A 26,942-nucleotide genomic window follows, 5' to 3' on the forward strand; every position below is an offset into this window, starting at 1 on the left:
GTGTGCCTGGTCTTACTGTAGCAGGTCGCCTCAGGGGTGCCGCTTGGGCAAGCCGCGCGATGCGCAGTATGATGAACGCAAGCACCCTCGCTGCCGGAGCGTCCCGCGGCCGCTCGCCAGGCGTTCCGGTTACCCGTTCCTGCGTACCAGGGCTCCCGAACCGGGGCATACCAAAGGCCGTGACCGACAACACCGAACATCGCACCGAACATCGACCCGCATCGTCCCCCGGCAGCGGTGCCCCGCAGCCTCGACTCCATCGACCTCACTGGCTGCCGGACCGCCACACCGGCGCGCGCACGCTGCGCGTGGTCACCGCGGCGGTCGCCTCGTGGTTTGACCACCGCGCCGCCAGCAAGGGCGCTGCGCTGTCCTTCTACATGCTGTTCTCGCTGGCGCCGATCCTGGTGCTGGTGATCTCGATAGCCGGGCTGTTCTTCGGCGCCGAGGCGGCGCGCGGCGAGATCTTCACCCAGATCGAAGGGCTGGTCGGCGAACAGGGCGCCACGGCGATCCAGCAGATCCTGGCCGCCACGCACCGCGCCGGCGGCAGCGGCATGGCCGCGCTGATCGCCATGGGCATCCTGTTTGTCGGCGCCACCAGCGCCTTTGCCGAACTCAAGAGCAGCCTCGACGACATCTGGCATGTGCCGGTGCCCAAGACCGCCGGCTGGCAGACGCTGCTGCGCGCGCGGCTGCTGTCGTTCAGCCTGGTGCTGGTTCTGGCCTTCATGCTGCTGGTGTCGCTGATCGTCAACGCCGCGCTGGCGGTGGTCGAACGCATCTGGGGCCAGCTGTGGACGCAATCCTGGTTCGCCCCGGTGGCAGACGTGATTTCGACGGCGTTTTCCTTTGCGGTCGTGACCGCGCTGTTCGCCGTGATCTTCAAGATGCTGCCCAACGCGCGCATCGCCTGGCGCGACGTGACCATGGGCGCCATCATCACCGCGCTGCTGTTCTCGGTGGGAAAGCGGCTGATCGGCCTCTATCTGGGAAATAGTGCGGTGGCCTCCTCATACGGCGCGGCGGGCTCGGTGGTGGCGCTGATGCTGTGGATCTACTATTCGGCGCAGATCTTCTTCTTCGGCGCCGAGCTGACGCGCCAGTACGCGCTGCAGTTCGGCAGCCTGCGCGGCGTGCCAGGCATGGGAGGGGAGGGGGATGGCAAGCGCGAACGCAAAACCCCGGCCTGGCCCGCGAACCGGTAAAATAGCGCCCCATTCCTTCCGTAAGTCCCGCATGGCCCGGCGCAGTGCCGCCTGCGGCGGCGCCGGTCGGGGTGCCGGCTCATGCCGCATCCTCTACTCCCTCTACCTATTCCCAGCCAGATTCCGTGAGCTCGCTCGTATCCGAAATTGCGCGTCGACGCACCTTTGCCATCATCTCCCACCCCGACGCGGGCAAGACGACCCTGACCGAAAAGCTCTTGTGGTTCGGCGGCGCCATCCAGGTCGCGGGCGAGGTGCGTGCGCGCAAGGCCGACCGACATGCCACTTCCGACTGGATGGAGCTGGAAAAGCAGCGCGGCATCTCGGTGACCTCGTCGGTGATGCAGTTTCCGTATGGCCGCGGGCATGGCAGCAACAGCGCGGCCGGCAACGCGCAGGAGAATATCGTCAACCTGCTCGACACGCCGGGCCACGAGGACTTCTCGGAAGACACCTACCGCACGCTGACGGCGGTCGATTCGGCCGTGATGGTGATCGACTCGGTCAACGGTGTGGAAGCGCAGACCATCAAGCTGCTCAACGTCTGCCGCCTGCGCGACACGCCCATCCTCACTTTCATCAACAAGCTCGACCGCGAGGGCCGCTCGCCGATCGAGCTGCTCGATGAAATCGAAGACGTGCTGCAGATCCAGTGCGCGCCGATGACTTGGCCGATCGGCATGGGCAAGCAGTTCCGCGGCGTGTACCACCTGATCGACGACAAGGTGCAGCTGTTCGACCCGAAAGGCGACAAGGGCACCGCGGCGATCCTGGACGGCCTGGACAACCCGGAACTCGACCGCATCCTCGGCAGCCAGGCCGACGAGCTGCGCGTCGAGATCGAACTGGTGCGCGGCGCGTCGCACACCTTCGACAAGGAGGCGTTCCTCGCCGGCAAGCAGACCCCGGTCTACTTCGGCTCGGCGATCAACAACTTTGGTGTGCAGTCGCTGCTGGACGCGCTGTGCGAGCTCTCGCCGCCGCCGCTGGCGCGCAACACCGACACGCGCGTGGTCGAGCCGAACGAAGGCAAGTTCACCGGCTTCGTCTTCAAGATCCAGGCCAACATGGACCCGCGCCACCGCGACCGCATTGCCTTCGTGCGCGTCTGCTCGGGCCGCTTCGAGCGCGGCATGAAGCTGCTGCACGTCTCCGCCGGCAAGACCGTGGCGATCAACAACGCCATCACCTTTATGGCGCAGGACCGCAACACGACGGAAGAGGCCTACGCCGGCGACATCATCGGCGTGCCCAACCACGGCACCATCCGCCTGGGCGATGTCTTCACCGAAGGCGAGCCGCTCAAGTTCACCGGCATCCCGTCGTTCGCGCCGGAATTCTTCCGCCGCGCGCGCCTGAACAACCCGCTCAAGGTCAAGCAGCTGCAGAAGGGCCTGCAGCAGCTGGCGGAAGAGGGCGCGACGCAGATGTTCCGTCCGCTCGTCTCCAACGACCTGGTGCTGGGCGCGGTGGGTATCCTGCAGTTCGACGTGGTGGCGCACCGGCTCGAGCACGAGTACGGCGTCGATGCCATCTTCGAGTCGCACGAGTGCGCCACGGCGCGCTGGCTCAAGGGTTCGCCGGCGGAGATCGAGAAGCTGATCGCCAAGGCCGGGCATAACGTGGCGCTGGACGGCGCGGGCGACCATGTTTACCTGGCGCCGAGCATGGTGAACCTGCGGCTGACGCAGGAACGGTTCCCGGAGCTGCAGTTCCTGGAGACGCGCGAGATCGTCTGAGCGCGTACCGAAGCTAAAAAAACGGCTCGCCTTGGCGAGCCGTTTTCTTGTCCGGAAGTCTGCTCAGTACGCCAGCGACGCCTGGATATAGAACGTCCGCGGCATCCCCACGTACTTGCCCGCATTGTTATCGGTGGAGCGTGTGAAATAGCGCTTGTCGAACAAATTCTTCACGCCCACGGCCACCTTCAGGTTCTGCGCCGACTTGCCGAAATCGTAGCCCAGCCGCATGTTCAGCAGCGCGTAGCCCGGAATATCGCCCAGCGCGCCATTGGCGCTCTCCGCGGTCTGGTACGTGGTCGACGTGCTCGGGTCGCCCGGCGAATGCTGCTTGGACTGCGCGTAGCCGTCGATATTGAAGGCCCAGCGGTTGCGCGCATAGCGCATGCCCACGGTGGCCACATGGCGAGAATAGAACGGCAGGTCGCGCCCGGCGAAGTTGCCCTGGTTGTAGGTGGCTTCGGTGAAGGTGTAGGTCGCGTACGCCGACAGGCCGGCCAGCGACTTGTCGAGCGCGCCGAAGTCATAGCGCAGCGACGATTCCACGCCACGGTGGGTGGTGGCGCCGAGGTTGGTCCACGCATCCGGCGCGCCGCCGGTGCCGCCGCGCAGCTGCAGCTCGTCGTCAAAGTCGATATTGAACAGCGTCAGCTCGCCGCCCCAGCCGTTGCTGTTGAAGTGCGTGCCGATCTCGTACGTCTTCGCCTTCTCGGGCGTCAGGCCGTTGGTGGTCTGCGCGATCTGGAAGTACTGCAGCGGCCCGAACGAGACGCCGGCGTTGGCGAACAGCTTCCACTGGTCGCTGACGTGGTACATCACCGCCAGCGACGGCAACGGCTCGTCGGACGAGACATCGTTGCGCGCGCCGGTGAAGTTGTCGGTCACGTACGAACGGATGAATTCGTAGCGCAGGCCCGGCGTGATGGTCCAGCTGCCGACGTTGATGGTGTCGTCGACATAGACCGCGTTGGCGGTGGTGCCGCCCGTGCGCGACTGGTACACCGGCGACGGCAGCGTGGTGGGATCGATGGTGCCCGGGGTGTAGAACACCGTGCGCGAGGCCTTCTCGTCGCTGGCTTCGCGCAGGAAGCGGTAGCCGACGCTGACCTCGTGGCTCATGTTCTCGCCGCGGAACAGCTGCGAATAGCGCGGCTCGATCGCAAACGTATGGTAGTTGCGCGGCGCCGAGGTCAGGCGGCGCAGGTTGGCATTTGCGCCCGTGCCTTGCTGCTCGATATTGCTGCCGCGGAAGCTGTCGGTGTAGTACGTCAGCACCTCGAACTTGCGGTTGTTGTCGTTGTGGCTGTACTTCAGGCTGAAGTCGTTGCGGCGGCCGTCGAAATTGTCGTAGGGCCGCACCGACTGGAAAGGATCGGCCGCGTACTGTGCTGGCGTGAGGCCGCCGGGCATGCCGGCCCGGCCCTCGTAGTAGTGGAAGGCCGCGCTCAGTTCGTCGGTCTTCGAGATCCGGTAGTTGCCCTTGAGCATCAGGTCGTCGATATTGACGTGGTCGTTGCTCTCGCGATAGCCGTTGCCATGGATGCCCGAGTACAGCAGCGCGCCGCCCAGCCCGTTGTCGTTGGTGCCGCCGATGAACGCGGTCGGGTTGGTCTTGACGCTGCCGCCGTGGCTGTAGATGTCGGTCGAGACCGAGGCATCGGCCGCGAAGGTCTTCGGGATCGACCGCGTCGCGAAGTTGATGATGCCGCCCACGTTCTGCGGGCCGTAGCGCACCGAACCCGCGCCGCGCACCACGTCGATGCTTTCCAGGTTGCCCAGCGACAGCGGTGCCATCGACAGCTGCGGCTGGCCATAGGGCGCCACCGCCAGCGGCACGCCGTCCATCAGGATGGTCGAGCGCGGCGACAGGCGCGCGGTCAGGCCGCGCACGCCCACGTTGAGCGACACATCGCTGCCGCCGGTGCCGTTGTTCTCCTGCACCTGCACACCCGGGACGCGGCGCAGCACCTCGCGGACGTTGTTGGCGCCGGCTTCCTGGAAGGTCTCGCGGTCGACGATGGTGCGGGCGCCGGGATGCTCCAGCACCTTGGCTTCATCGGCGTCTTCGAGCCAGTTGCCGACCACGGTGACGGCATTGAGGGTGGTTTCCGCGCTGGCGCCGCCGGCGGCGGTGGCCGTGGCGGCAGTCTGGGCGTGGACGGGGAGGGCGAACAGCAGGGCGGCGCCGATGGCACCGCCGGTGAGACGGAAAGCGGGCTGCAAGATGAGGATCCTGGAAAGGGCAGCGCAGTCCACTGGCGGATGCGCCGAATGGGGCCGGATTATAAGTGCGAGTGATTCTCAGATGCGATTAGCCAGATCAAACCGGGGACGTTTGTGGCATCCATGCATCAATGTTGATACATTGGGAGCACAAAATATGGCAAAAAAGCCACATAAAATGACCAGCGAATCACGTCGCATGCATGTGTATGCACTAATTCAGCAGTCACCGTAAAATCCTGGCTTTGTGCCGTCGCCTTGCCGCGGCGATTGCCGCGCCGGTATCGCTGTGGCGCCTCCATGGCCGCCCCCTCGCTGTCTGACCCCGCCCTCCCGCATCCATGTCTTCCCCTGCCACCGTCCCGGCCGCCGAGCCGGATAGCGTCTTCGGCGACGCCGTGTTCCGCCGCTACTGGTTCGCACGCCTGTGCACCACCATCGGCTACCAGATCTTTACCGTGGCGGTGGGCTGGCAGATGTATGACCTGACACGCGACCCGCTGATGCTGGGGATGGTCGGGCTGGTGCAGTTCCTGCCCTCGGTGGTGCTGATCCTGATGTCCGGCCACGTTGCCGACCGCTTCGACCGGCGCCGCATCGTGCGCACCTGCCAGTCGATCGAGGCGCTGCTGGCCGCCGGCATGGCTGTGGCCAGCCTCACCGGCTGGATCGACAGCCACCACATCTTTGTCTTCGTTGCGCTGATCGGCGCGACGCGCGCGTTCGAGAACCCCACGCTGCAGGCGCTGCTGCCCAGCGTGGTGACGCCGCGCCAGCTGCCGCGCGCGGTGGCGCTGGCCAGCTCCGCCGGGCAGACCGCGATCATCATTGGCCCGGCCATCGGCGGCTTTGCCTACGTGGCGGGCCCCGGCGTGGTATATGCGCTGAGCGCGACGCTGTTCATCATCGCGGCGGTGCTGGTCAGCGGCATGACTCTGCGCCAGGCCGCTCAGCGGCTGACCGCGCCGGTCAGTGTCAGCACGGTGTTTGCCGGCTTTGCCTATATCCGCAGCCGGCCGGTACTGCTGGGAGCGATCTCGCTGGACCTGTTCGCGGTGCTGCTGGGCGGCGCGGTGGCGCTGCTGCCGATCTACGCACGCGACATCCTGCATACCGGGCCGTGGGGCCTGGGACTGCTGCGTTCGTCGCCGGCGGTCGGTGCGCTGGTCATGGCGCTATGGCTGGCGCGCCACCCGCTGAACCGACGCGCCGGGCGCATCATGTTCGGCGCGGTCGCGCTGTTCGGCGTCGCCACGGTGGTGTTCGGGGTATCGACGTGGCTGCCGCTGTCGATGGTGGCGCTGGTAGTGCTGGGGGCCTCGGACATGATCAGCGTGGTGGTGCGCTCGACGCTGGTCCAGCTCGATACGCCCGACGACATGCGCGGGCGGGTCGGCGCGGTCAACTCAGTATTCATCGGCGCCTCCAACCAGCTGGGCGAGTTTGAATCCGGCGTGACCGCGGCGCTGTTCGGCCCGGTAGGCGCGGTGATCCTTGGTGGGGTCGGCACGGTGCTGGTGGTGGCAGTGTGGATGCGGCTGTTCCCGGCGCTGGCCTCGCGTGACCGGCTGCACGAACACGTCGTCTGAAATTCGGCGGGCCGCCCGCCGTGAAATCAGCCGCCACAGCCGCTCCGATGTCGCGGCCGCCCGAAAAGCGTACCCATTTCTGCGTAACCCCGGCCGCGCGGCTGGCGGTATAGTCGAGCGTTGCGCCGCGGACTTCCGGCCAACTTTCGTCGCTGAAAGTTGCCGCCACGCTCCGTCCCGAAACGCCTCACTGCCGATCCGCCCCGCCACATGGCCACCCCGTCCGACCCGCTCCAGCGCCACGCGGTCTTTGCCGCGCTCACCGGCTCGCGCGCGTCGCTCGAGCGCGCGGCCGTGCTGGGTGATGGGCTGGGCCTGGCGCTGTGGCGCAACCGGGACGACGATACCGCCTACGCCCGTCCCGGCCATCACACTATTTCGGTCTACCTCGAAGGCGGCCTTGGCACCTACCGGCGCGACCAGCCCAGCAACAAAGGCGCGCCCGGACGGCTCTGCCTGTTGCCGGCGGACCATGACTCGCGCTGGCACGTGGGTGGCCCACAGCGATTCGTTCACCTGTATTTCAGGCCGGAGATGCTGGCCTGGCACTGCGTGCGCCTGCTCGACCGCGAGCCGCGTTCGGTGGCGCTGCGCGACCTGACCTTTGCCGACGATCCGTTCCTGTACGCATTGAGCCAGCGGCTGGCGGCGCTCGACTGGCGCCAGCCCGAGGCGCGCATGGCCGGCAACGCGCTGGCGCATGAGGCCGTCAGCCACCTGGTGCTGCACCACGCCGGGCGCGCTGCGCCGATGGACTGGCGTGGCGGACTGTCGGTGCAGGCGAGGCGCACGGTGCGCGACTGGATCGAGAGCCATCCCGCGCACAACCCGACCCTGGGTGAACTGGCCGCGCTGGCGGGCCTGTCGGAATTCCACTTCGCGCGCATGTTCCGGGTTTCGTTCGGCATGCCGCCCCATGCCTGGATCCTGCGGGCGCGGCTCGAGCGTGCCCGCCAGCTGCTGGCCGAGACGCGGCCTGGCCTGCACGAAGTGGCCGCGCGGGCGGGGTTTGCCTCGGCCAGCCACCTCAGCCACCGCTTCCGTGCCGCGTTCGGGGTCACGCCCGGCACCTGGCGGGCGGGGTTGTCGTCCTCCGTGTGAATCGCCGCAGGCCCCTGCCGGGCACGGGCTGGCGCGGCGGCGCGGGGGCCTTTCCAGATTGCGCGGGAAACCAATTGGCGCCTGGGTTGTCACCTGTACTGTGGCGTGTGCCTGGCCTTTGTCGGTGATCGTCTGACATCCTGCGCTCAAAAGACATCAATTCCTGGTAAGTTTTGGCGGATCATCGGTTATCGGCGAGGCGCCGCATTCCCGTGACCGCACGCAGAAACGGGTACGCCCCACCCGCGCCGCCGCAAATCAACAACCCCAAACGGAGTCGCCCTCATGGACCTGAACTTCCTCGATGCCAACAAGCTGGAGGCGGGCTGGGCCTACCTGGTCCAGTTCGCCATCAACCAGGGGATGAACTGCCTGGCCGCGATCCTGATACTGCTCGCCGGCTGGTGGCTGTCCGCACGCGTGGCCAGCGCGGCCCGGCGCGCGCTGGGCCGCACCCACGTGGACGAGACCATGCGGCCGCTGCTGGCCAATGCGCTGCAGTGGATGGTGCGCGTGCTGACCATCGTGCTGGTGCTGTCGCAGTTCGGCGTGCAGACCGCCAGCATCATCGCAATGCTCGGTGCCGCCGGCCTGGCCATCGGCCTGGCGTTGCAAGGCACGCTGCAGAACATCGCCGCTGGCATCATGCTGGTGCTGCTGCGGCCATTCCGCGTGGGCCAGTACATCGATGCGCAGGGCGTGGCGGGAACGGTGCGCGAGACAGGCCTGTTCATGACCGAGCTCACCACGTTCGACGGCGTCTGCCTGCGCGTGCCCAACGGCAAGCTGTGGGGCAGCGCGATCACCAACTACAGCGAGAATGCCACGCGTCGCGCCGATATCGAGGCCACCGTGACCTTCGACAGCGATGTGCAGCGCAGCCTCGAGGCGCTGCGCGGGATGCTGGCGAGCGAGCCGCGCCTGCTGTCCGAGCCGCGCCCTGAGGCCATGGTGGTCAACTACACGCAGCAGGGCATCACGCTGAACGTGCGCTACTGGGCTTCGAACGACGACTACTGGAACGTGCGCTTCGCCTTCTACGAGCGCATCAAGCAGGTGCTGGAGCAAGCGGGCAGCAAGCTGGCGGTGCCGATCCAGGAACTGCACGTGCCAGGCGCGGGCTCGGTGCCGGGCGCCGTGAAGGTGTCCGACGGCGCGGCGCCTGCGCGCACCGCCGGCGCCGCGCCGCGACAGCCCGTGCAGCGGCTCGGCTAGGCGGCGGCGCTGCCTTCGTCGGCAAACAGCGTGCAGGCGCCGCTTTCGGCCGTGCTCACATTGTTGCGGAACGCCGCGAACAGGTCGCGGCCGACGCCGTGCCGGTTGGCACTGAGATCGGGGTGGGCGGCCTCTCGCGCGCGCCATTCGTCGTCCGGCACCAGTACCTCGAGCACGCCCGCGGGCGCATCCACGCGCATCAGGTCGCCGGTGCGCACGCGTGCGAGCGCGCCGCCGCGCAGCGCTTCCGGACAGACGTGGATCGCGGCCGGCACCTTGCCCGAAGCCCCCGACATGCGCCCGTCAGTCACCAGCGCCACATGGAAGCCGCGGTCCTGCAGCACCGTCAGCGTCGGCGTCAGCTTGTGCAGCTCGGGCATGCCGCACGCGGCCGGGCCCTGCCACGGCAGCACCGCGACAAAGTCGCGTTCCAGCTCGCCGCGCTTGAACGCGTGCAGCACGTCGTCCTGATGCTCGAACACGATTGCCGGCGCCTGCACCACCTGGTGCTCCGGCTTGACCGCCGAGGTCTTGATCACCGCGCGGCCCAGCTTGCCGTCCAGCACCTTGATGCCGCCGTCCGGCAAGAACGGCTGGCCGGCACTGCGCACGATGCTGTCGTCGAGCGGCGCCGCGGGGCCGTCGATCCAGCCCAGCTTACCGTCGCGCAGCACGGGCTCGCGTGTGTAGTCCTCCAGCCCGCGGCCGAAGATGGTGGTCACATCGTCGTGCAGCAGCCCCAGCGACAGCAGGCCGCGGATCACCACAGGCAGCCCGCCGGCGGCCTGGAACTGGTTCACGTCGGCCTTGCCGTTGGGGTACACGCGCGCCAGCAGCGGCACTACCGCGGACAGTTCGTCAAAGTCGTCCCACCCCAGCACGATGCCGCCCACGCGCGCCATCGCAATCAGGTGCAGCGTGTGGTTGGTCGAGCCGCCAGTGGCGAGCAGCCCGACGATGCCGTTGACGAAGGCGCGTTCGTCCAGCACCTCGGCCACTGGCGTGTAGCGCTCGCCGCCATGCACCAGCTTGAGCGCCTGGCGCGCGGCCTCGCGCGTCAGCGCCTCACGCAGCGGCGTGCCGGGGTTGACGAAGGCGGTGCCCGGCAGGTGCAGCCCCATTATTTCCATCAACATCTGGTTGGAATTGGCGGTGCCGTAGAAGGTGCAGGTGCCGGGGCCGTGGTAGGAGCGGGTCTCGGCTTCGAGCAGTGCTTCCCTCCCGATCTTGCCTTCGGCATAGAGCTGGCGCGTGCGCGCCTTCTCGTCGTTGCTGATGCCGGTGGTCATCGGCCCGCCCGGCACGAACACCGCCGGCAGGTGGCCGAACGACAGCGCGCCCATCACCAGCCCCGGCACGATCTTGTCGCACACGCCCAGGTACAGCGCGGCGTCGAACATCTGGTGCGACAGCGCTACTGCGGAGGCCAGCGCGATCACGTCACGCGAAAACAGCGACAGGTCCATGCCGTCCTGGCCCTGCGTCACGCCATCGCACATCGCCGGCGTGCCGCCCGCGAACTGCGCAGTGCCACCGGCCTCCAGCGCCGCCTCCTTGATCCACTGCGGATAGGCCGCCAGCGGCTGGTGCGCCGACAGCATGTCGTTATAGGCGGAGACGATCGCCAGGTTGGGCCGCTGGTCAGCCTTCAGGCGGATCTTGGCTTCGTCAGGCATTGCGGCCACCGCGTGGGCCAGGTTGGTACAAGAGAGCTGGGCGCGTTCCACTTTCTGCCCGGCCATGGCGCGGGTGCGGTCCAGGTAGGCCTGGCGCGTGGCGGCACTGCGGGAGACGATGCGGGCGGTGACCCGCTCGAGCACTGGATGACGTGGCATGGGGTTCTCCTGCGGGGGAGCTTTCAGCCTAGTGCACTTTGCCGGACGCTGCACGCCGGAGGCCTGCCCGTGGCCCACGCGAACCACGCAGAAATGGGTACGCTTGCCTCGCCAAGCCGTAGCGACTCACGTAAACTGGCCGCAACACGGCCCGCCATCGGGCGCTGGCCGCGACAACTCGAATCCTCAAGGAGCGCAGGGTGAGCATGCCTGATTTCGACATGGTGCTGTTCGGCGGCACCGGCGACCTGGCGCGGCGCAAGCTGCTGCCTTCCCTGTTCGACGCGCACCACGCCGGCCTGCTGCATCCCGCCGCGCGCATCCTCGCCACCGGCAGCCAGCCGTTGTCGACCGGCGACTACCTCGCATCGCTGGAGCAGACCGTGCGGCCCACGCTGGCCCATGCGCCGCCGGAGTCATGGGAAAAATTCTGCGCGCGCATCAGCTACGTGCAGGCCGACGCACGCGTGCCCGCGCATTTCGACGCGCTGGCCGACAAGGTGCTGTCGCGCAAGCCGGAAGTGGTGGTGTGCTATCTCGCCACGGCGCCGCACCTGTTCGTGTCGATCTGTGAACAGCTTGCGCGCACGGGCCTCAATACGCGCACGGCGCCCAACGTGCCGAACGTGCCCAACGTACGTATCGTGCTGGAAAAACCGCTGGGCCACGACCTCGAATCGAACGAGGCGATCAACTCGGCGGTGGCGAATTTCTTCGCCGAAGAGCAGATCTACCGTATCGACCACTACCTCGGCAAGGAGTCGGTGCAGAACCTGATGGCGATCCGCTTCGGCAATGCCCTGTTCGAGCCGCTGTGGCGGCGCGAGTGGGTGCAGGACGTGCAGATCACCATCGCCGAAGAGCTCGGCGTGGAGACGCGCGGCGACTTCTATGACCAGACCGGCGCGCTGCGCGACATGGTGCAGAACCACCTGCTGCAGCTGCTGTGCATGGTGGCGATGGAGCCGCCCGCCAGCCTTTCGGAAGACGCCATCCGCGACGAGAAGATCAAGATCCTGAAGGCGCTCAAGCCGATCACGCCGCAGGACGTCGCCGAAAAAACCGTGCGCGGGCAGTACCGCGCGGGCGCCATCGGCGGCAAGCCGGTGCCGGGCTACACGGATGAGGCCGGCATCGCGTCCGACAGCCGCACCGAGACCTTTGCCGCGATCAAGGCCGAGATCGCCAACTGGCGCTGGGAAGGCGTGCCGTTCTACCTGCGCACCGGCAAGCGCATGCAGGCGCGCGTGGCCGAGATCGTGATCCACTTCCGCGACGTGCCGCACGCGATCTTCCCGCGCCCGCTGACGCTGTCGCCGCAGAACCGGCTGGTGATCCAGCTGCAGCCCGAGGAAAGCATCCGGCTGTATTGCCTGGTCAAGCAGCCTGGCGACACGCTCGAGCTGACGCCGACCTCGCTCGACCTCGACTTCGCCAACTCGTTCAAGGTGCGCCGCGCCGGCGCCTACGAGCGGCTGCTGCTGGACGTGATCCGCGGCCGGCTGGGTTTGTTCGTGCGCCGCGACGAGCAGGTGCAGGCGTGGCGCTGGGTCGAGCCCATCATCGATACCTGGGAAGCCAGCACGGTCCCGCCCAAGCCCTATACCGCCGGCACCTGGGGCCCGGCCGCGTCGTCGGCGCTGATGTCGCGCGACGGCGCCTTGTGGCACGAAGAAGCCTGAACCAGAGGAAACGACATGCGCCTGTTCGAACATCCCACCCCGACGGACCAGGCCGAGGCCCTGGCCATCTCGATCAGCAATGCGCTCGAACTCGCCATCCGCGTCAACGGCTGGGCGGTGCTGGCGGTATCCGGCGGACGCTCGCCGGTGCCGATGTTCGAGCGGCTGCGCTACCGCCCGCTGCGCTGGGAAGCGGTGACGGTGACGCTGGTCGACGAACGCGTGGTGCCGCCCGACCATCCCGACAGCAATGCCGCGCTGGTGCGCGCGCACCTGCTGCGCGAGGCCGCCGGCAGTGCCGCCTTTATCCCGCTGGTGGCCGATGCACAGGACGTGGCCGACCCGGCCGCGGCGGTAGCGCGCGCGAATCGGGCGTTCCGCCAGCCTGACGTGGTGGTGCTCGGCATGGGTGAGGATGGCCATACCGCGTCGCTGTTCCCGGACGCGCCCGAACTGCAGGACGCGCTGAGCGATCCGCAGCCGGCCTACCTGCTGACGCATCCGGGCACCGCGCCGCATGCGCGCATCACGCTGAACCTGGCCGCGCTGCTGGCGGCCGAGCGCGCATTCCTGTCCGTCACTGGCGAGGCCAAGGCCCAGGTGCTCCAGCGCGCGCTGCAGGGGCCGACGCCCGCGCTGCCGGTGAGCCTGGTGGCGTCGCGCCACCGGCACGGTTTCGATGTGTTCAAGGCCTGAATTCTGACTGAAGGGGACGTGACCGACGCCATGGCTGACACCGCCTCCATACCCTCGACCGCCACCGCCACCGCCACCGCCACCGCCACCTTCCCACGCCTGCTCGGCGATGTCGGCGGCACCAACGTGCGCTTCGCGCTGGAGACCGCGCCCATGCAGATCGGCCCGGTGACCGCGCTCAAGGTCGCCGATTTTCCTTCGCTCGAAGCCGCGTTGCGCCAGTTCCTGGACGGCCTGGCCGGCACCGGCCAGCCCTTGCCGCGCCATGCTGCGATCGGGCTGGCCAACCCGGTCACCGGCGACCAGGTCAGGCTGACCAACCACAACTGGTCGTTCTCGATCGACGGCATGCGCCGCGCGCTCGGCCTGCAGACGCTGGTGGCGCTGAACGACTTCACCGCGCTGGCGCTGGCCTTGCCGCACCTGCCGGCGGACGGCCTGGCGCGGGTGCGCGCCGGCACCGCGATCCTGAACCCGCCGCTGGCGCCGCTGGCGCTGGTGGGACCTGGCACGGGGCTGGGCGTGTCGGGGCTGGTGCCGGCCCCGGGCGGGCAGGTGGTGGCGCTGGCCGGGGAGGGTGGCCATATCGAGCTGATGCCGGTTACCGACGATGAATGGGTGGCTTGGCGCGCGGCCCATCGCCAGGTCGGACGGGTGTCCGCGGAACGGCTTTTGTCAGGCGCGGGGCTGTCGCAGATCCATGCCGCGCTGGCCGCAGAAACGGGTACGCTTTTGCTCGCGCCGCTGCAGCCGGAGCAGGTTACCGACGGCGCTTTCCAGCGCAACGACCCGCTGTGCCAGCGCACCATGACGGTGTTCTTCGGACTGCTGGGCTCGGTCGCGGCCGATATCGCGCTGGTGCTGGGCGCGCGCGGCGGCGTCTACCTGGGTGGCGGCATCCTGCCGCGCTTCGTGCCGGCGCTGCAGGCCTCTGCCTTCACCGAGCGCTTTGTCGCCAAGGGCCGCATGCGCGGGTGGCTCGAAGACGTGCCGGTCCATGTCATCACCGCGCGCCACCCGGCGCTGCCCGGGCTGGCGCGGGCGCTGGCCGAACGCCTGGACCGTAGGGCGGGGAACGCCTAGCCATGCGCGTGCTGTTGGTGGAAGACGACGCCATGATCGGCGACAGCGTCAGGCAGGCGCTGCGGCAGGAGGGCTTCACCGTCGACTGGGTGCGCGATGGCGATGCGGGCCTGGCCGCGGCCACGTCGTCGCAGGAAGGCGAAGCGTGCTACGACCTGGTGCTGCTCGACCTCGGCCTGCCGCGCCGCCCGGGGCTTGACGTGCTGCGCACGCTGCGCACGCGCGGCGTGCCAACGCCGGTGCTGATCCTGACCGCGCGCGACGCGGTAGCCGACCGCGTCGCGGGCCTCAATGCCGGCGCCGACGACTACCTGGTCAAGCCCTTCGACCTGCAGGAACTGGCCGCGCGCATGCACGCACTCGCGCGCCGCGCCGCGGGCCGGGCCGAGCCGCTGGTGAGCTATGGCGAGATCGTGCTCAACCCGTCCACGCGCGAGGTCACGCACCGCGGCGAGCCGGTACGGCTGTCGGCGCGCGAGTTCGCGCTGCTGTCGGCGCTGATGTCGCGGCCGGGCAAGGTGTGGTCGGTGCCGCAGCTGCAGGAGCGCCTCTACGGCTGGGACGACGAGGTCGGCAGCAATACCGTAGAGGTCTATATCCACGCGCTGCGCAAGAAGTTCGGCGCCGCGCTGATCCGCAATATCCGCGGCGTGGGCTATGTGGTGCCGCGCCTGGATGGCGAGGGAGAGCCCGCCTGATGCGCTCGATCCAGCGAACCCTGCTGTGGTGGCTGGCCGCGGGACTGCTCGCCGGCATTGCCATTGCCACCGTGCTGATCTACGGCCAGGCGCGCCAGGAAGCCAATGCGCTGTTCGACTACCAGATGAAGCAGATGGCCGCGGCGCTGCCGAGCCGCTTTGCCGACCCGGTGGCGCCGCCCTTCATCGGCTCGCCCGGCGACCTGACGCATGCCGACGAGGACGTCGTCATCCATATCTGGGACGGCTCCGGGCGCAGCCTGTACCTGTCGCATTCGCACCCGGCGCTGCCCGCGCGTGCCGAGCTGGGCTTCTCCAACGTGACCACGCAGCAGGGCGAATGGCGGCTGTACAGCATGCAGCTCGGGCCCACCGTGGTGCAGATCGCGCAGCCGATGAGCGCGCGCCGCACGCTGGCCGCGCGCATGGCGCTGCGTACCGTGGCGCCGCTGCTGTTGCTGCTGCCGCTGCTGGGCTGGCTGGTATGGATGGCGGTGGGCCGCGGCCTGCGGCCGCTGCGCGAGATCGCCGCCGAAGTACGCGCGCGCGACGCCACCACGCTGGAACCGCTTGCGGTGCGACAGATGCCGGACGAGATTGCGCCGCTCAGCGTCGCGCTGAACCAGTTGCTGGCTCGGCTCTCGCACGCCATCGACACGCAGCGCGCCTTCGTGGCCGACGCCGCCCACGCGCTGCGCACGCCGCTGGCCGCGCTGCAGTTGCAGGCCCAGCTGGTCGAGCGTGCCGACAACGGCGCGGCGCGCGACGAGGCCGTGGCGAAGCTGCGCCAGGGGCTGGAGCGGCTGACCCACCTCGTCACGCAGCTGCTGACTCTGGCGCGGCAGGAGCCCGGCGCCGCCACGCCGCCGCGCGAGCCTGTCGAGCTGCGCGCGCTGGCCGCCGGCGTGGTGGCGGAACTGGCCCAGGCCGCGCTGGACCGCGATATCGACCTGGGCGTGGATGGCGACGCCAACGCGGCGCCGGCGATCGTGTGTGGTGATGCCGATGCCTTGCGCATCCTGCTGACCAACCTGCTGGACAACGCGCTGGCCTATATCCCGGCCGGCAGCCGCATCGACGTGCACGTGGCACGCGGGGCCGACGGGCGTTCGGTCGAACTGGTGGTCAGCGACAACGGCCCCGGCATTGCGGTCGGGGAGCGCGAGCGTGTGTTCGACCGCTTCTACCGCCTGCCCGAGGCGCCGACCGGCGGCAGCGGGCTGGGCCTGGCGATCGTGGCGGAGATCGCGCAGTCGCACGGGGCGCGGGTGGCGCTGGAGGACGCGCGGCCGGGGCTGCGCGTCAGGGTCACATTTCCGGCCGCCTGAGCGCTGGCGAGAGTCACGCAGAAATGGGTACGCTTTGCTGGTGCGACGCAATGCCGTGCGGCGCGCGAGCCATGCCCAGCAGTCATCATCGGACGCTCGGGCAGGCAGTAGCGGTTACGCAGACGGGCACGCAGAAATGGGTACGCTCTGGCGCCGCGCGTATCATCGGAGTTCTCTCCTGCTCACACACAAAAGGCTGGCATGCGTGCAATCGGCAACTTCCTCTGGTTCATCCTCGGCGGCGTGGTGATGGGCCTGGCCTGGTGGCTGGCCGGGCTGCTCTGCTTTCTCTCGATCGTCGGCATCCCGTGGGGCAAGGCCTGCTTCGTGATCGGCAGCTTCACCTTCTTCCCGTTCGGCAAACAGGCCATCAGCCGGCGCGAGCTGACCGGGCGCGACGATGTCGGCACCGGCGCCCTCGGGCTGGTGGGCAATGTGCTGTGGTTTGTGTTTGCCGGCGTGTGGCTGGCGCTCGGCCACGTGATGGCGGCGGTCGCCAACTTCGTCACCATCATCGGCATCCCGTTCGCAATCCAGCACCTGAAGCTGGCCGGCATCGCGCTGGCGCCGATCGGCCAGACCGTGGTCGCCAATGAGGTAGCCGAAGCCGCGCGCCGCGACGGTGCGCGCGCACACGTAGACGGCCTGCGTCGCTAGGTGTCGTCGCTAGGTTTCGTCCTAGGTTTCGTCAATACCCGCCGCGCCGTCCTGCCGGGCGGCGTGCGCGACCAGCCGGTCGAGCAGGCTGCCGAGCAGCGCCTGCTCATCCTCGCTCAGGCAGCCGAAGATCTCGTCATTGCGCCGCGCAATCATGGCGATCGCCTGCCGGTACAGCGGCTTGCCCTGCGCGGTCAGCGACAGCACCACGCCGCGGCCATCGGCGGCGCTGGATTCCTTGCTGACCAGCCCCCGTTCCACCAGCGCCTGCGCCGAGCGGCTGGCCTGGCCCTTGGTCAGGTTGGCGCGGTGCGCCAGCGCGTTGACCGACAGCGGCGCGAACGCGCCGATCGCGGCCAGGCAGCGGCCTTCGCTCAGCAGCAGGCCGCACTGCTCCAGGTAGGCGGCAGCGCTGTCCTTGTCGCTGAGCTTGTTGACCTGGTGCAGGCGGTAGGTCAGGAACTGGTCCAGGCGTGGCAGTGGTTTCATGGCGATGTCCGGTCGGGCGTCGGCATTGTAGTGCCTACGGCTGGCTGCGCGCCTCCGCCTCGTCGATCAATGCAAGCACCGGTGCCAGCGATTCCTGCCGGCTCATCAGCCCAAGGCACATCATCGCCAGCAGCAGCGGGGATCGTTCTTCGCCAACGCGGCCCATGGCTTCGCACAGGCGGGTATAGGCGAGGTCAAGGTCATCAGCTTGCATGGCGGGCTCCGGACTGCTGGGGTTGCGGGGATTGCGGGGTTTGCATCAGCGGGGCGAGGGTTGCGCCGACGTCGTCCCATGCGGGCGCGCGCCAGCGCGACAGCACGTATCCGTCGGGGCGGATCGCGTAGAGCGTGCCGGGCCGGGCGCCGTAGCGCGACTGCGCCTGGCCGGCGACATCGGCGAGCGCGCCCTCTGCGGGGGCGGTGGTGCCGTTGACGACCACGCGTGCCTGCAGCGTATGCGGATGGGCCTGCGCCAGCGCGGCCAGCGGGGCGGGCAGCGTCGGCGAGTCGCCGAAGTACAGCAGCGTGAAGCGCTGCCCGAAGCATTGCGTCAGGTGGCCGATGCCTTCCGCGCTGGCGACGCGCGCCTCCGGAGCGGGCAACCCGGGCGCGGCGCCGGGGCAGTCGGCGCCGAAGTCGCTGGCTCCGTTCAGCGGCGAACCGGCATAGGCGATCGGTGCCGACTGGCGCGGGTTGATCAGCGAACGCACCGGGTTGTCGCCCTGTGCCAGCCGCAGCGTGGCTTCGCGCATCAGGCGGAAGGCAAAGTCGGGCGGCGCCATGAATTCGGTGCTCTTGGCGCCGTAGGCGATGTTCTGCCGGGTGGCGTGGACGCGCTCGACCGAATAGGAGTCGAGCAGGCTGTCCGCCGCCTGGCCGCGTACTACCGCGGCCAGCTTCCACGCCAGGTTGCCGGCGTCGTCCAGCCCCGAGTTGAGCCCGCGCACGCCGAAGATCGGCACCAGGTGCGCGGCGTCGCCGGCGAACAGCACGCGGCCGTGGCGATAGTCCGGCAGCGTCAGGCACTTGGCGTTGTAGATCGAGATCCACAGCGGCTGCCAGGGCTCGGTCTCGCCGATCATGTCGAGGTGGCTCTGCACGCGAGGCAGCACATTCTCCGGCTTGACCGCTTCCTCGGGATCCTCGTCGTCGCGGATCTGGTAGTCGATGCGCCAGACGTCGTCAGGCTGGCGGTGCATCAGGATGGTCGAGCCCGGATTCGACGGCGGGTCGAACCAGGCCAGCCGTTCCACCTCGCGCCGGGTTTTCTGCACGATGTCGACGATCACATAGCGGCCTTCATACTGCGTGCCTTCCATGCGCAGGCCCAGTTGCTCGCGCACCGTGCTGCGGCCGCCGTCGCAGGCCACCAGCCATTGCGCGTCGACCTGCGCCACGCCGTCGGCGCTTTCGATTTCGGCGACGACGCCACCGTCATGCGGCCGCACCGCGCGCACGCGCGCACCGAAGCGCACGTCGGCCGGCGTGGCCCCCCGCAGCGCGGCCTCGTGCGCGAACGCTTCGAGGTAGTACTGCTGGATATTGACCATCGGCGCAAAGCGTTCGTCAGGCTCGCTCGGCATGCGGAAGTGCAGCACCTCGGCGTCGCGGTAGTAGCTGCGGCCGCCCACCCAGGGCAGGCCGGTTTCGACCGTTTGCCGGTCCGCGCCGACCCAGGCCAGGATCTCGAGCGAGCGGCGCGACATGCAGATGGCGCGGCTCCCGGCGCAGTAGCCGTCGTCGGCCTCGACCACCAGCGTGGCGATGCCGTAGCGCGCCAGCAGCGCCGCCAGCGCCAGCCCGACCGGGCCGCCGCCGGCGATCAGCACGGGTACGTGTCGCGGCCAGGGGCGCGCGGTAACGGGAGGCGGTGCCGGCGGCACTGCCGCGTGGGGGACGGTGGAGTCTGGCATGGCGGGGTCTCGTTCTGTGCAATTGGTTGTGTGCGAAACTATATCTCAGATAGTTGCGCGCGAAACTAGTGTTTACCCGCTTGGCTTAACGGCTCCGCCCGCCAAAGGGAGACAAGCAGGGAGACAAGCAGGGAGACAAGCAGGGAGACAAGGAGGGAGACAAGGCGCACATCGCCCACCCCGTGCCGTGGCCTATGCTTCGCAGAGCGCACCCCGCTACTGCTGCCTCCGAGCCTTCGCCATGCCGATCCTGCCCACCGACGCCGTGCCCCGCGCCAGCTGGCTGCCAGCTGCCGGCAGCTGGCGCTACCACGCGCTGCTGGGCGCCGCCGGCATGCTGGTGCTCGGGCCGCTCGGCGGCATAGCCGCGGCTTACATGAATTTCTCGCTGGGCTTCTTTGTCGGTGGCCAGGTGCTGGCCGGCATACTTGGCTCGGTGGTGACGGCGGGCTATGGCGCACCGGGCCGGCATGGTGCCAACTACATCCAGACCGCGGCGGCGTCGGTGGCGGGAATGGGCGGCATGGCCGTGGTGCTGCAGGCGATGGCCTGGATGGGCATGCCGTCACCGCCGCTGTGGCAGCTCGTGCTCTACATGCTGTGCATCGGCATGTATGGCGTTGGCATCGGCATGCTGTACACGCCATTGCTGGTGGACCGCATGCAGCTGACGTTCCCGTCGGGACTGGCGGTTGCCAATATCCTGCGCGCGCTGACCGACCCGGTGCTGCTGCGGCGCTCGGTGGCGCGGCTGGGCGGCGGCATGGCGCTGGGGATGGCCAGCGGCCTGGGCGCCGCGCGCGTGCCGTGGCTGGCGGCGCTGGACCTGTCGGCGGCAACCTTCGGCGCCGGCATGATCGTCGGGGCGCGCATCGGTATTGCCGCGCTGGTGGGTGGCCTTGCCGGCTGGGCGCTGACGCCGTGGTTCGTGTCCGTGGGGTGGCTCGCGCCTGGCGAACCGTATCGCAAGGCTACCTTCCTGGTGGCGCTGGGCATGATCATGGGCGCGGCGGCGCTCGATGTCGCGCTGCTGCTGGCGCAGGCGTGGCGACGCTGGCGCAGCCAGGCCTCGCGGGAGGCGCAGGCGCGGCGTGGGCCCGGCATGGCCTGGGTGGCCGCGTGGGCGCTGCTGTGGGGCGTGGGCACCGTAGCCGCGGGCGTGGCGTGGTTTGGCCAGCCGCTGGGCTTCCAGCTGATGGCGGTGCTGCTGGTGCTGGTGTTCGCGCTGGTCAACGGCATCTCGGTCGGCATGGTCGACCAGAACCCGATCTCGTCCGCCTTCGTGCTGACGGTGATCCTGATGGCCGCGGCCGGCTTGCGCGCGCCGCATGTCGGCCTGATCGCGGCGACCGTGCTGCTGGTGGCGACCGCCGAAGCCAGCGACATGCAGCAGGACCGCTCCACCGGCTGGCGCCTCGGCAGCGACCGCATGGTGCAGTTCGGCTATCAGGTCGCCGGTATCGTGGTGGGCGCGCTTGTTGCCGTGGCGATGGCGCGGCTGTTCATGCAGGCGTATCCGGTGCTGGCGCTGGACCAGACCCAGCTGCCGGCGGACCAGCAGCCGGCGCGCTGGACTTCCGCCATGACCTACAAGATCGTCGGCGTGCTGCACGGGCTGGCGCAGCCGCGCGCCGCGCAGCATGCCGCGGTGGCGCTCGGGCTGGCACTGGGGCTGGCGACGGCGGTGCTGCGCAGGGTCATCCTGGGCGGCCCGGCGTGGCAGCGCTTCGCGCAGTCTGGCCTGCCGGGCAGGGTGGCGGATTTCCTGCTGGATGCGGTGCTCCTGCCGTCACCCTATGCCTCGTCCTTCGGCGGCTTCGTCAACCTGTCAGCAGCCGGCTGGATGGCCGCTGGCGGCGTGGCGGCAAGTGTCGGCGGCGCCATGGCCAGGCGCAAGCCCGGGGCCAGGCATGACCGGCAGGCGCTGCCCGGGGACATGAGCACCGCATCGCTGCTGGGCGGCGGCCTGATCGCCGGCGACGCGCTGGCGGCACTGGCCCTCGGCCTGATCGGGCTGCTCGCAGTGACGTGGAGCTGACAGCGGCGGATTGTCAAATTCCATTGACGCTTCTGTCCAATCTCCAGTGGATTGTCAAATCGCACGGCCGGCGTACCATGTCGGCCAGACAGAAGTACCGCCTGACCCGGAGAATCCTCATGGCCCTTGACCAAGAATCCTTTGCCCTGCTGCGCGCCTCGGTGCAGCGCTTCATCGACGAACGCCTGAAGCCCGCCGAGGACACGCTGGAAGAGATCGACGACGTCCCCGCCGATATCGTCGCGGACATGAAGGAGATGGGCCTGTTCGGCATCTCCATTCCCGAAAACTACGGCGGCATCGGCCTGTCGATGTCGCAGGAATGCGATGTGGTGTATGACCTCGGCCACACCGCGTTTGCCTTCCGCTCGGTGTTCGGCACCAACGTCGGCATCGGCTCGCAGGGCATCCTGATGGATGGCACCGAAGCGCAGAAGCAGTCTTACCTGCCGCGTATCGCCAGCGGCGACCTGATCATCTCGTTTGCGCTGACCGAGCCGAATGCCGGCTCCGACGCCGCCTCGCTGCAGACCAGGGCCGAACTGGACGGCGACCACTACGTCATCAACGGCACCAAGCGTTTTATTACCAACGCACCGCGCGCCGGCGCCTTCACGCTGATGGCGCGCACTGGCGGTCCGGGTGCCTCGGGCATTTCGTCCTTTATCGTGCCGGCCGACACCCCGGGCATCTCGCTGGGCAAGCCGGACAAGAAGATGGGCCAGCGCGGCACCAAGACCTGCGACGTGGTGCTGGAGAACGCGCGCGTGCCCGCCGCCAACATCATCGGCGGCGTGCCGGGCGTGGGCTTCAAGACCGCCATGAAGGTGCTCGACCGCGGCCGCCTGCATCTCTCGGCGCTGGCCTGCGGCATGGCGCATCGCCTGATCACCGACGCGGTGGCGTATGCCAAGGAGCGCAAGCAGTTCGGCAAGCCCATTGGCGACTTCCAGCTGATCCAGGCCATGCTGGCCGACAGCCAGGCCGAGCTCTATGCCGGCCTGTCGATGGTGCGCGACTGCGCGCAGCGCTATGACGCCAAGCCCGCAGGCAAGAGCGATCCGGAAGTCAGCATGCTGGCCTCCTGCACCAAGATGTTCTGTACCGAGATGGTGGGCCGCGTTGCCGACCGCGCCGTGCAGATCCACGGCGGCGCCGGCTATATCGCCGAGTACAAGGCCGAGCGCTTCTACCGCGACGTGCGCCTGCTGCGCCTGTATGAAGGCACCACGCAGATCCAGCAGTTGATCATCGCCAAGCAGCTGCTGCGCGACTGACCATGCAACCGCCCGGCGCGGCAGGAGTCGACATGAACGATTGGCAGGATCGCGGGCCGGCAGGCCATGACGTTGACACGCCGCACCGCCTGCGCGCGGTGGTGGCGTCCTATCGCAGTGCGCTGCAGGCGTACACGCTGGCGGTATCGCCCGCGGAGCTGATGGCGCTGGGCGCGGTGCCGGCCAACATCGCCCAGGTCAGCGACCCGCGCGCGCAGGCGCATCTGGCGCGCTTGCGCCGCGAGGTGCAGGCCAGCGGCATCGCGCTGCCTGGCGCGATCGTGCTGGCGATAAGCGGCGGTAGCCTGCATTGCGAATGCGATCACCTGTACACGCTGCAACTGCAGCCGTGCCGCGGCGACCGCCTGATCGTGATGGAGGGCTACGAGCGCCTGCTGGCGCTGGCGCATGGCGAACGCCGCCAATGCAAGACGCTGGTGTCGGCAGTCATGTGGCGCACGGCACTGGACAGCGCCGCGCAGGTGTCGTCGGCCAATGCCGGACAGCTCGCCGAAGCCGATGAGGCGGCCAGGGCGATCGCTGCTGTCGCCACGCAATCGTGCGCGGCGCGATGGGCCAACGCGACGCGGGTCTGGCACTGATCGCACCGGGTGCGATGAGAAGGTCGAGGGCCGCCGGCATGGCGGCCTTTATTCTTGGTTGCTGCGCTTATTGCTGCGGCTATTGCTGCGGCCACACGCCATCGACATCGCGCAGCAGGTGGCCGGCGAGAATATAGTCCCCGAGCCGCGTGGCCTTGGCTTCGAGTTCGAGCAGTTCATGGTCCGCCAGCGTGCCGAGGTCGAACTGGCAATAGAGATTGCGTTGGCGGAACGTGCCCTTGGGTTTGGCGAGCCCTTCGATCAGGGCTTCGCGGGAGCGGACGGCAATGCTTTCCTGTCCGCGATACTGCACCTTGATACCGCGCTTTTCTCCGAGCCTGCCGAGTTCGACCGCATCCTGCCAGCCCGTCTCATAGTCCAGCTCCAGGGCCAGCACGTCTTCCGAGGCCAGAAGCCGGAGCGCTTCTGCCTTGCTGCCAGCTCGCACGATTGACATCCACACCTCTTGTATCGACTTATACTGTACGAATATACAGTCAACCCGGGGTCGCGGCAAGAGCCTGCATCGCGGTGCCTGCCCGCCTGTCCTGCGCGCCCGGCCCTTACCCGGCCCTTACCCGGCCCTTACCCGGTGCTTACCCGGCCTTTACCCGGTCCTTACCCGGTCCTTACCCGTCACTTAGCCTGGCCGCCCGCCAGTGCAGCCGAATTTTGTTTCCCCGGTATGTCAGGGCTGCGCGGCCGGCGTGGTGCCGGCGGCTTCGGTGCTCGCCCCGCCGCCTGGCTGGCTGCCGCTGGCCGCATCGCGTGCGTGAGTCGGTTGCGCCGCGAGCGCCCCGCTGAAGTCGCCCGCATAGACGCGGGACATTCCCCCCGCCTGTATATAGCGCCGGATCGCGGCGTTGACCGATTCCGTCGTGGCCGCGCGCAGGCGTGTCTCGAGTTCCGCGGTAAAGGCCATGGTGCGGCCCAGGTAGAGCTGGTAGGCAAGCGTACCCGCCAGCGCTGCGTCATTGCTGCGGCTGACCGTGCCCTGCTGCAGCAGGCCGCTGACAGCTTCCGCCAGTTCCGGTGCGGTGATGCCGTCGCGCGTGAAGCGCTCGAGTTCGTCGGCGACCGCGCGCTGCAAGCGCGCGAGGTTCTGCGGCGCATACTGCGCCTGCACGCCGAAGCGGCCGGCGCGGTCGAGCGCGCCCACCTGTACCCAGCTGCTGGCGCCGTAGCTCAACCCCTCCTGCTGGCGCAGGCGGTCGGCCAGCCGGCTGCGCAGGCTGGCACCCCCCAGCACGCGGTTCGCGATCATCATCAGCGCATAGTCCGGCGAGTCGCTGGTCAGGTCGATCGGCGCCGCGGCCACGTAGACGGCATTCGCCTTGCCCGGCGCGGGGAGCGTGAGTTCTGCCGGCGGAATCGGCACGAAGGGCCGGTCGACGCGCGCATACGGCTGCGCCGCGGTCCAGTCGCCGAACAGCTGCGCGGCCTGCGCCGCCGCGGCCGGCGCGTCGAAGTCACCGACCAGGCTCAGCTGCGCATTGCCCGCGCCGTAGAAACGCGCATGGAAATCCCGCACCTGCGCCAGCGTGGCCGCGCGCAGGTCGGCGATGTTCTCGGCGAAACTGCGCGCGTGGCGCGGGTCGCCCACGGGATAAGGGTCACCGTGACGGCCGAGTGCATTCGATGCCATCACGCCCGGCTGGCTCTGGATGCTTTCGATATCGGCGATGCTGGTCTTGCGCAGCGTCTCGAATTCCGCTTCGGGGAAGTCAGGCGCGCGCAGGATCTCGCGCAGCAGTGCCAGCAGCTCGGGCAGCTGGGCCCGGCGCGTTTCGAAGCTGACGGTCACGCGCTCGGAATTGCCGCCGATGCCGACGCGCGCGCGCAGCGCCTCGATGCGGTCGGCGATCTGCTCGCGGCTCATGCCGCCGGCGCCGCGCCGAAGCATCGTCGCGGTCATCGCCCCCACCGTGGTCAGCCCTTGCAGGCTCTGCGCGTCTCCCATGCGCAGCACCAGCACGCCGTGCACCACCTCGCCGCGCGCGGGTTTGGGCAGCAGAGCCAGCTGCATGCCGTTGGCCAGCGTCTGGCGCGTGGTATGTGCTTCGATATTGGCTGGGCTGGGGTCGAACGGCGCGACCGCGGCCAGCGCCGGCTTGCCCTGGTAGCCACTGACCATCGCGGCGACATCCGGCGTAGCGGGCACCTGCGCGCGGGCTGGCTGCGCGGACGGCACGAACAGGCCCACGGTGCGGTTCGACGACTGCAGGTAGTTCTGTGCCACGCGCTGCACGTCTGCCAGCGTGGTCGTGTCGATGCGGTCGCGGTTCAGGAAGAACAGCCGCCAGTCGCCCTTGGCAATGGCTTCGGACAGGGCGATACCAAGCGCGCCCGGGTCGCTCATGTAGTGGTCGTAGGCATTGCGCATGCGCACGCGCGCGCGTTCCAGCTCGGCTTCGGTCACGGGGGCCTCGGCAAAGCCTTCGACCTGCGTGATCAGGCCTGCGCGCGCGGCTGCGAGCGACTGGTCCCTGGACGTCTCCGCCATGAACAGCAGCGTGCCGGGATCCTTCATCGAATAGAAAGCGCTGCCGATCGAAGCGGCCTGGCCGCGCTCGACCAGCGCCTTGTACAGGCGTCCGCCGGGCGTGTCGCCGAGGATGATCGTCAGCAGCGACAGTGCCGTGGTGTCGGGATGCGCGCCGGGGCTGACGTGGTACTGCGCGGCCACCAGGCTGTTGTCGCCGGGCCGCATGACCACCAGTTCGCGCGCGCCTTCCTGCGCCGGCTCGACCGTATGCTCGGGCGGCAGCACGCGCGTGGGGCGCGGGATGGGGCCAAAGTAGCGCTCGATGCGGGCCAGCGTGGCGGCGGGGTCGAACCTGCCCGCCACTACCAGCACGGCGTTGTCGGGCTGGTAGTAGCGCCGGTAGAACGCGCGCAGGCTGTCGATGCTGACGTTCTCGACATCGCTGCGCGCGCCGATCGGGGCCTTGCCGTAGTTGTGCCAGCGGTATGCGGCGGACATGGTCTGCTGCATCAGCATGCGCGATGGACTGTTCTCGCCCATTTCCATCTCGTTGCGCACCACGGTCATTTCACTGTCGAGGTCGGCCTTGGACAGCACGCTGTTGACCATGCGGTCCGCTTCCATGCGCAGCGCCCAGTCGAGGTTTTCGTCGCTGGCGGCAAAGGTGCCGAAGTAGTTGGTACGGTCCTGCGCGGTGGTGCCGTTGATGCTCATGCCGCGCCGCGCGAACTCGGCAGGGATGGCCTTGCCCGGCAGCGATGGCGTGCCCTTGAACAGCAGGTGCTCGAGCAGGTGGGCCATGCCGGTCTCGCCGTAGTTCTCGTGGCGGCTGCCCACGAGGTAGGTGATGTTGACCGTGGTGGTGGGCTTGGCCGCGTCCGGCGCCAGGACGATGCGCAGGCCGTTGGGCAGGCGGTACTCGGTGATGCCCTCCACGGTGGTGACCTGCCGCGCCAGCGCAGGCGATGCCGCCGGCACCGGCTGCACGGGTTGCGCCGGCGCGGGCAGTGGGGCCAGCGCGGCAAGCATCGACAGGTGCAGGGCAAAACGGCGCATGGCGTCTCCGGGATTTGGCTAGGCCGGG

At 68.8% G+C, this 26,942-nt stretch carries 21 protein-coding genes; 14 read left to right on the plus strand and 7 right to left on the minus strand.

The annotated features are described in order from the left end of the window. The first annotated feature begins 59 nt into the window (after positions 1 to 59). Complete coding sequence (locus tag K309_RS35895) at positions 60 to 1,208, plus strand: YihY/virulence factor BrkB family protein (RefSeq protein ID WP_369796392.1); 1,149 nt, start codon at positions 60 to 62, stop codon at positions 1,206 to 1,208. 125 nt (positions 1,209 to 1,333) lie between these two features. Further along, complete coding sequence (locus K309_RS0103625) at positions 1,334 to 2,947, plus strand: peptide chain release factor 3 (RefSeq protein ID WP_029045144.1); 1,614 nt, start codon at positions 1,334 to 1,336, stop codon at positions 2,945 to 2,947. Between the two features lie 63 nt (positions 2,948 to 3,010). Here the strand turns inward: K309_RS0103625 and K309_RS0103630 are convergent, their stop codons facing one another. After that, positions 3,011 to 5,170 (minus strand): TonB-dependent receptor family protein, encoded by a 2,160-nt coding sequence (locus K309_RS0103630; RefSeq protein ID WP_029045145.1) that lies wholly within the window; start codon positions 5,168 to 5,170, stop codon positions 3,011 to 3,013. Between the two features lie 341 nt (positions 5,171 to 5,511). Here K309_RS0103630 and K309_RS0103635 point away from each other — a divergent pair, with 341 nt between their 5' ends. The 3 genes from K309_RS0103635 (at position 5,512) to K309_RS0103645 (ending at position 9,075) form a co-directional block, all read left to right on the plus strand. Next, entirely contained in the window at positions 5,512 to 6,759 is a 1,248-nt protein-coding gene (locus K309_RS0103635) for an MFS transporter (RefSeq protein ID WP_029045146.1), read from the plus strand. A 210-nt stretch (positions 6,760 to 6,969) separates the two neighbouring features. Beyond that, positions 6,970 to 7,860: a helix-turn-helix domain-containing protein gene (locus tag K309_RS0103640; RefSeq protein ID WP_029045147.1), complete on the plus strand. Its 891-nt coding sequence runs from the start codon at positions 6,970 to 6,972 to the stop codon at positions 7,858 to 7,860. A gap of 285 nt (positions 7,861 to 8,145) precedes the next feature. After that, positions 8,146 to 9,075, plus strand: a complete 930-nt coding sequence (locus K309_RS0103645) for a mechanosensitive ion channel family protein (RefSeq protein ID WP_029045148.1) — start codon at positions 8,146 to 8,148, stop codon at positions 9,073 to 9,075. On the opposite strand, the gene edd is transcribed toward K309_RS0103645, so the two are convergent. Continuing rightward, a complete protein-coding gene (gene edd, locus K309_RS0103650) occupies positions 9,072 to 10,910 on the minus strand; it encodes a phosphogluconate dehydratase (protein ID WP_029045149.1) in 1,839 nt (612 codons plus the stop codon). The genes K309_RS0103645 and edd overlap by 4 nt on opposite strands. A gap of 206 nt (positions 10,911 to 11,116) precedes the next feature. Between edd and zwf the strand changes: the two genes are divergently transcribed. From zwf to K309_RS0103680, 6 genes are all read left to right on the plus strand, one after another. After that, positions 11,117 to 12,592 carry a glucose-6-phosphate dehydrogenase gene (zwf, locus tag K309_RS0103655; protein ID WP_029045150.1) on the plus strand — a complete coding sequence of 492 codons (1,476 nt, stop codon included), beginning with the start codon at positions 11,117 to 11,119 and terminating at the stop codon, positions 12,590 to 12,592. 15 nt (positions 12,593 to 12,607) lie between these two features. After that, positions 12,608 to 13,288 carry a 6-phosphogluconolactonase gene (gene pgl / locus K309_RS0103660; protein ID WP_029045151.1) on the plus strand — a complete coding sequence of 227 codons (681 nt, stop codon included), beginning with the start codon at positions 12,608 to 12,610 and terminating at the stop codon, positions 13,286 to 13,288. Between the two features lie 30 nt (positions 13,289 to 13,318). Next, positions 13,319 to 14,371 (plus strand): glucokinase, encoded by a 1,053-nt coding sequence (gene glk / locus K309_RS0103665; protein WP_051320322.1) that lies wholly within the window; start codon positions 13,319 to 13,321, stop codon positions 14,369 to 14,371. Between the two features lie 2 nt (positions 14,372 to 14,373). Next, entirely contained in the window at positions 14,374 to 15,069 is a 696-nt protein-coding gene (locus K309_RS0103670) for a response regulator (RefSeq protein ID WP_029045153.1), read from the plus strand. Beyond that, the gene (locus tag K309_RS0103675; RefSeq protein WP_029045154.1) at positions 15,069 to 16,397 is read left to right on the plus strand and encodes a sensor histidine kinase; all 1,329 of its coding nucleotides are present in this window, start codon (positions 15,069 to 15,071) and stop codon (positions 16,395 to 16,397) included. Before K309_RS0103670 ends, K309_RS0103675 begins: the two co-directional genes overlap by 1 nt. 201 nt (positions 16,398 to 16,598) lie before the next feature. Next, a complete protein-coding gene (locus tag K309_RS0103680; RefSeq protein ID WP_029045155.1) occupies positions 16,599 to 17,054 on the plus strand; it encodes a YccF domain-containing protein in 456 nt (151 codons plus the stop codon). A gap of 21 nt (positions 17,055 to 17,075) precedes the next feature. Here the strand turns inward: K309_RS0103680 and K309_RS0103685 are convergent, their stop codons facing one another. Genes K309_RS0103685 through K309_RS0103695 form a run of 3 tightly spaced genes read right to left on the minus strand, consistent with a single transcriptional unit; the run spans position 17,076 to position 19,456 of the window. Beyond that, complete coding sequence (locus K309_RS0103685; RefSeq protein ID WP_029045156.1) at positions 17,076 to 17,543, minus strand: MarR family winged helix-turn-helix transcriptional regulator; 468 nt, start codon at positions 17,541 to 17,543, stop codon at positions 17,076 to 17,078. 34 nt (positions 17,544 to 17,577) lie between these two features. Then, the gene (locus K309_RS0103690) at positions 17,578 to 17,757 is read right to left on the minus strand and encodes a hypothetical protein (RefSeq protein WP_029045157.1); all 180 of its coding nucleotides are present in this window, start codon (positions 17,755 to 17,757) and stop codon (positions 17,578 to 17,580) included. Further along, positions 17,747 to 19,456 carry an FAD-dependent oxidoreductase gene (locus K309_RS0103695; protein WP_029045158.1) on the minus strand — a complete coding sequence of 570 codons (1,710 nt, stop codon included), beginning with the start codon at positions 19,454 to 19,456 and terminating at the stop codon, positions 17,747 to 17,749. The genes K309_RS0103690 and K309_RS0103695 overlap by 11 nt, the downstream gene beginning before the upstream one ends. A gap of 241 nt (positions 19,457 to 19,697) precedes the next feature. Between K309_RS0103695 and K309_RS0103700 the strand changes: the two genes are divergently transcribed. The 3 genes from K309_RS0103700 to K309_RS0103710 all read left to right on the plus strand — a co-directional run bounded on the left by K309_RS0103700 (position 19,698) and on the right by K309_RS0103710 (position 23,373). Next, positions 19,698 to 21,494 (plus strand): OPT/YSL family transporter, encoded by a 1,797-nt coding sequence (locus K309_RS0103700; protein WP_029045159.1) that lies wholly within the window; start codon positions 19,698 to 19,700, stop codon positions 21,492 to 21,494. 119 nt (positions 21,495 to 21,613) lie between these two features. Then, a complete protein-coding gene (locus K309_RS0103705) occupies positions 21,614 to 22,771 on the plus strand; it encodes an acyl-CoA dehydrogenase family protein (protein ID WP_029045160.1) in 1,158 nt (385 codons plus the stop codon). A 32-nt stretch (positions 22,772 to 22,803) separates the two neighbouring features. Then, a complete protein-coding gene (locus K309_RS0103710; RefSeq protein ID WP_029045161.1) occupies positions 22,804 to 23,373 on the plus strand; it encodes a hypothetical protein in 570 nt (189 codons plus the stop codon). 79 nt (positions 23,374 to 23,452) lie between these two features. Here K309_RS0103710 and K309_RS0103715 read toward each other — a convergent pair whose 3' ends face one another. Both K309_RS0103715 and K309_RS0103720 read right to left on the minus strand, forming a co-directional pair. Then, the gene (locus K309_RS0103715) at positions 23,453 to 23,830 is read right to left on the minus strand and encodes a hypothetical protein (protein ID WP_029045162.1); all 378 of its coding nucleotides are present in this window, start codon (positions 23,828 to 23,830) and stop codon (positions 23,453 to 23,455) included. A 231-nt stretch (positions 23,831 to 24,061) separates the two neighbouring features. After that, the gene (locus tag K309_RS0103720; protein ID WP_029045163.1) at positions 24,062 to 26,914 is read right to left on the minus strand and encodes a M16 family metallopeptidase; all 2,853 of its coding nucleotides are present in this window, start codon (positions 26,912 to 26,914) and stop codon (positions 24,062 to 24,064) included. Between the last annotated feature and the right edge of the window lie 28 nt (positions 26,915 to 26,942).

Source organism: Cupriavidus phytohabitans (assembly GCF_000426345.1).
Lineage (GTDB): Bacteria > Pseudomonadota > Gammaproteobacteria > Burkholderiales > Burkholderiaceae > Cupriavidus.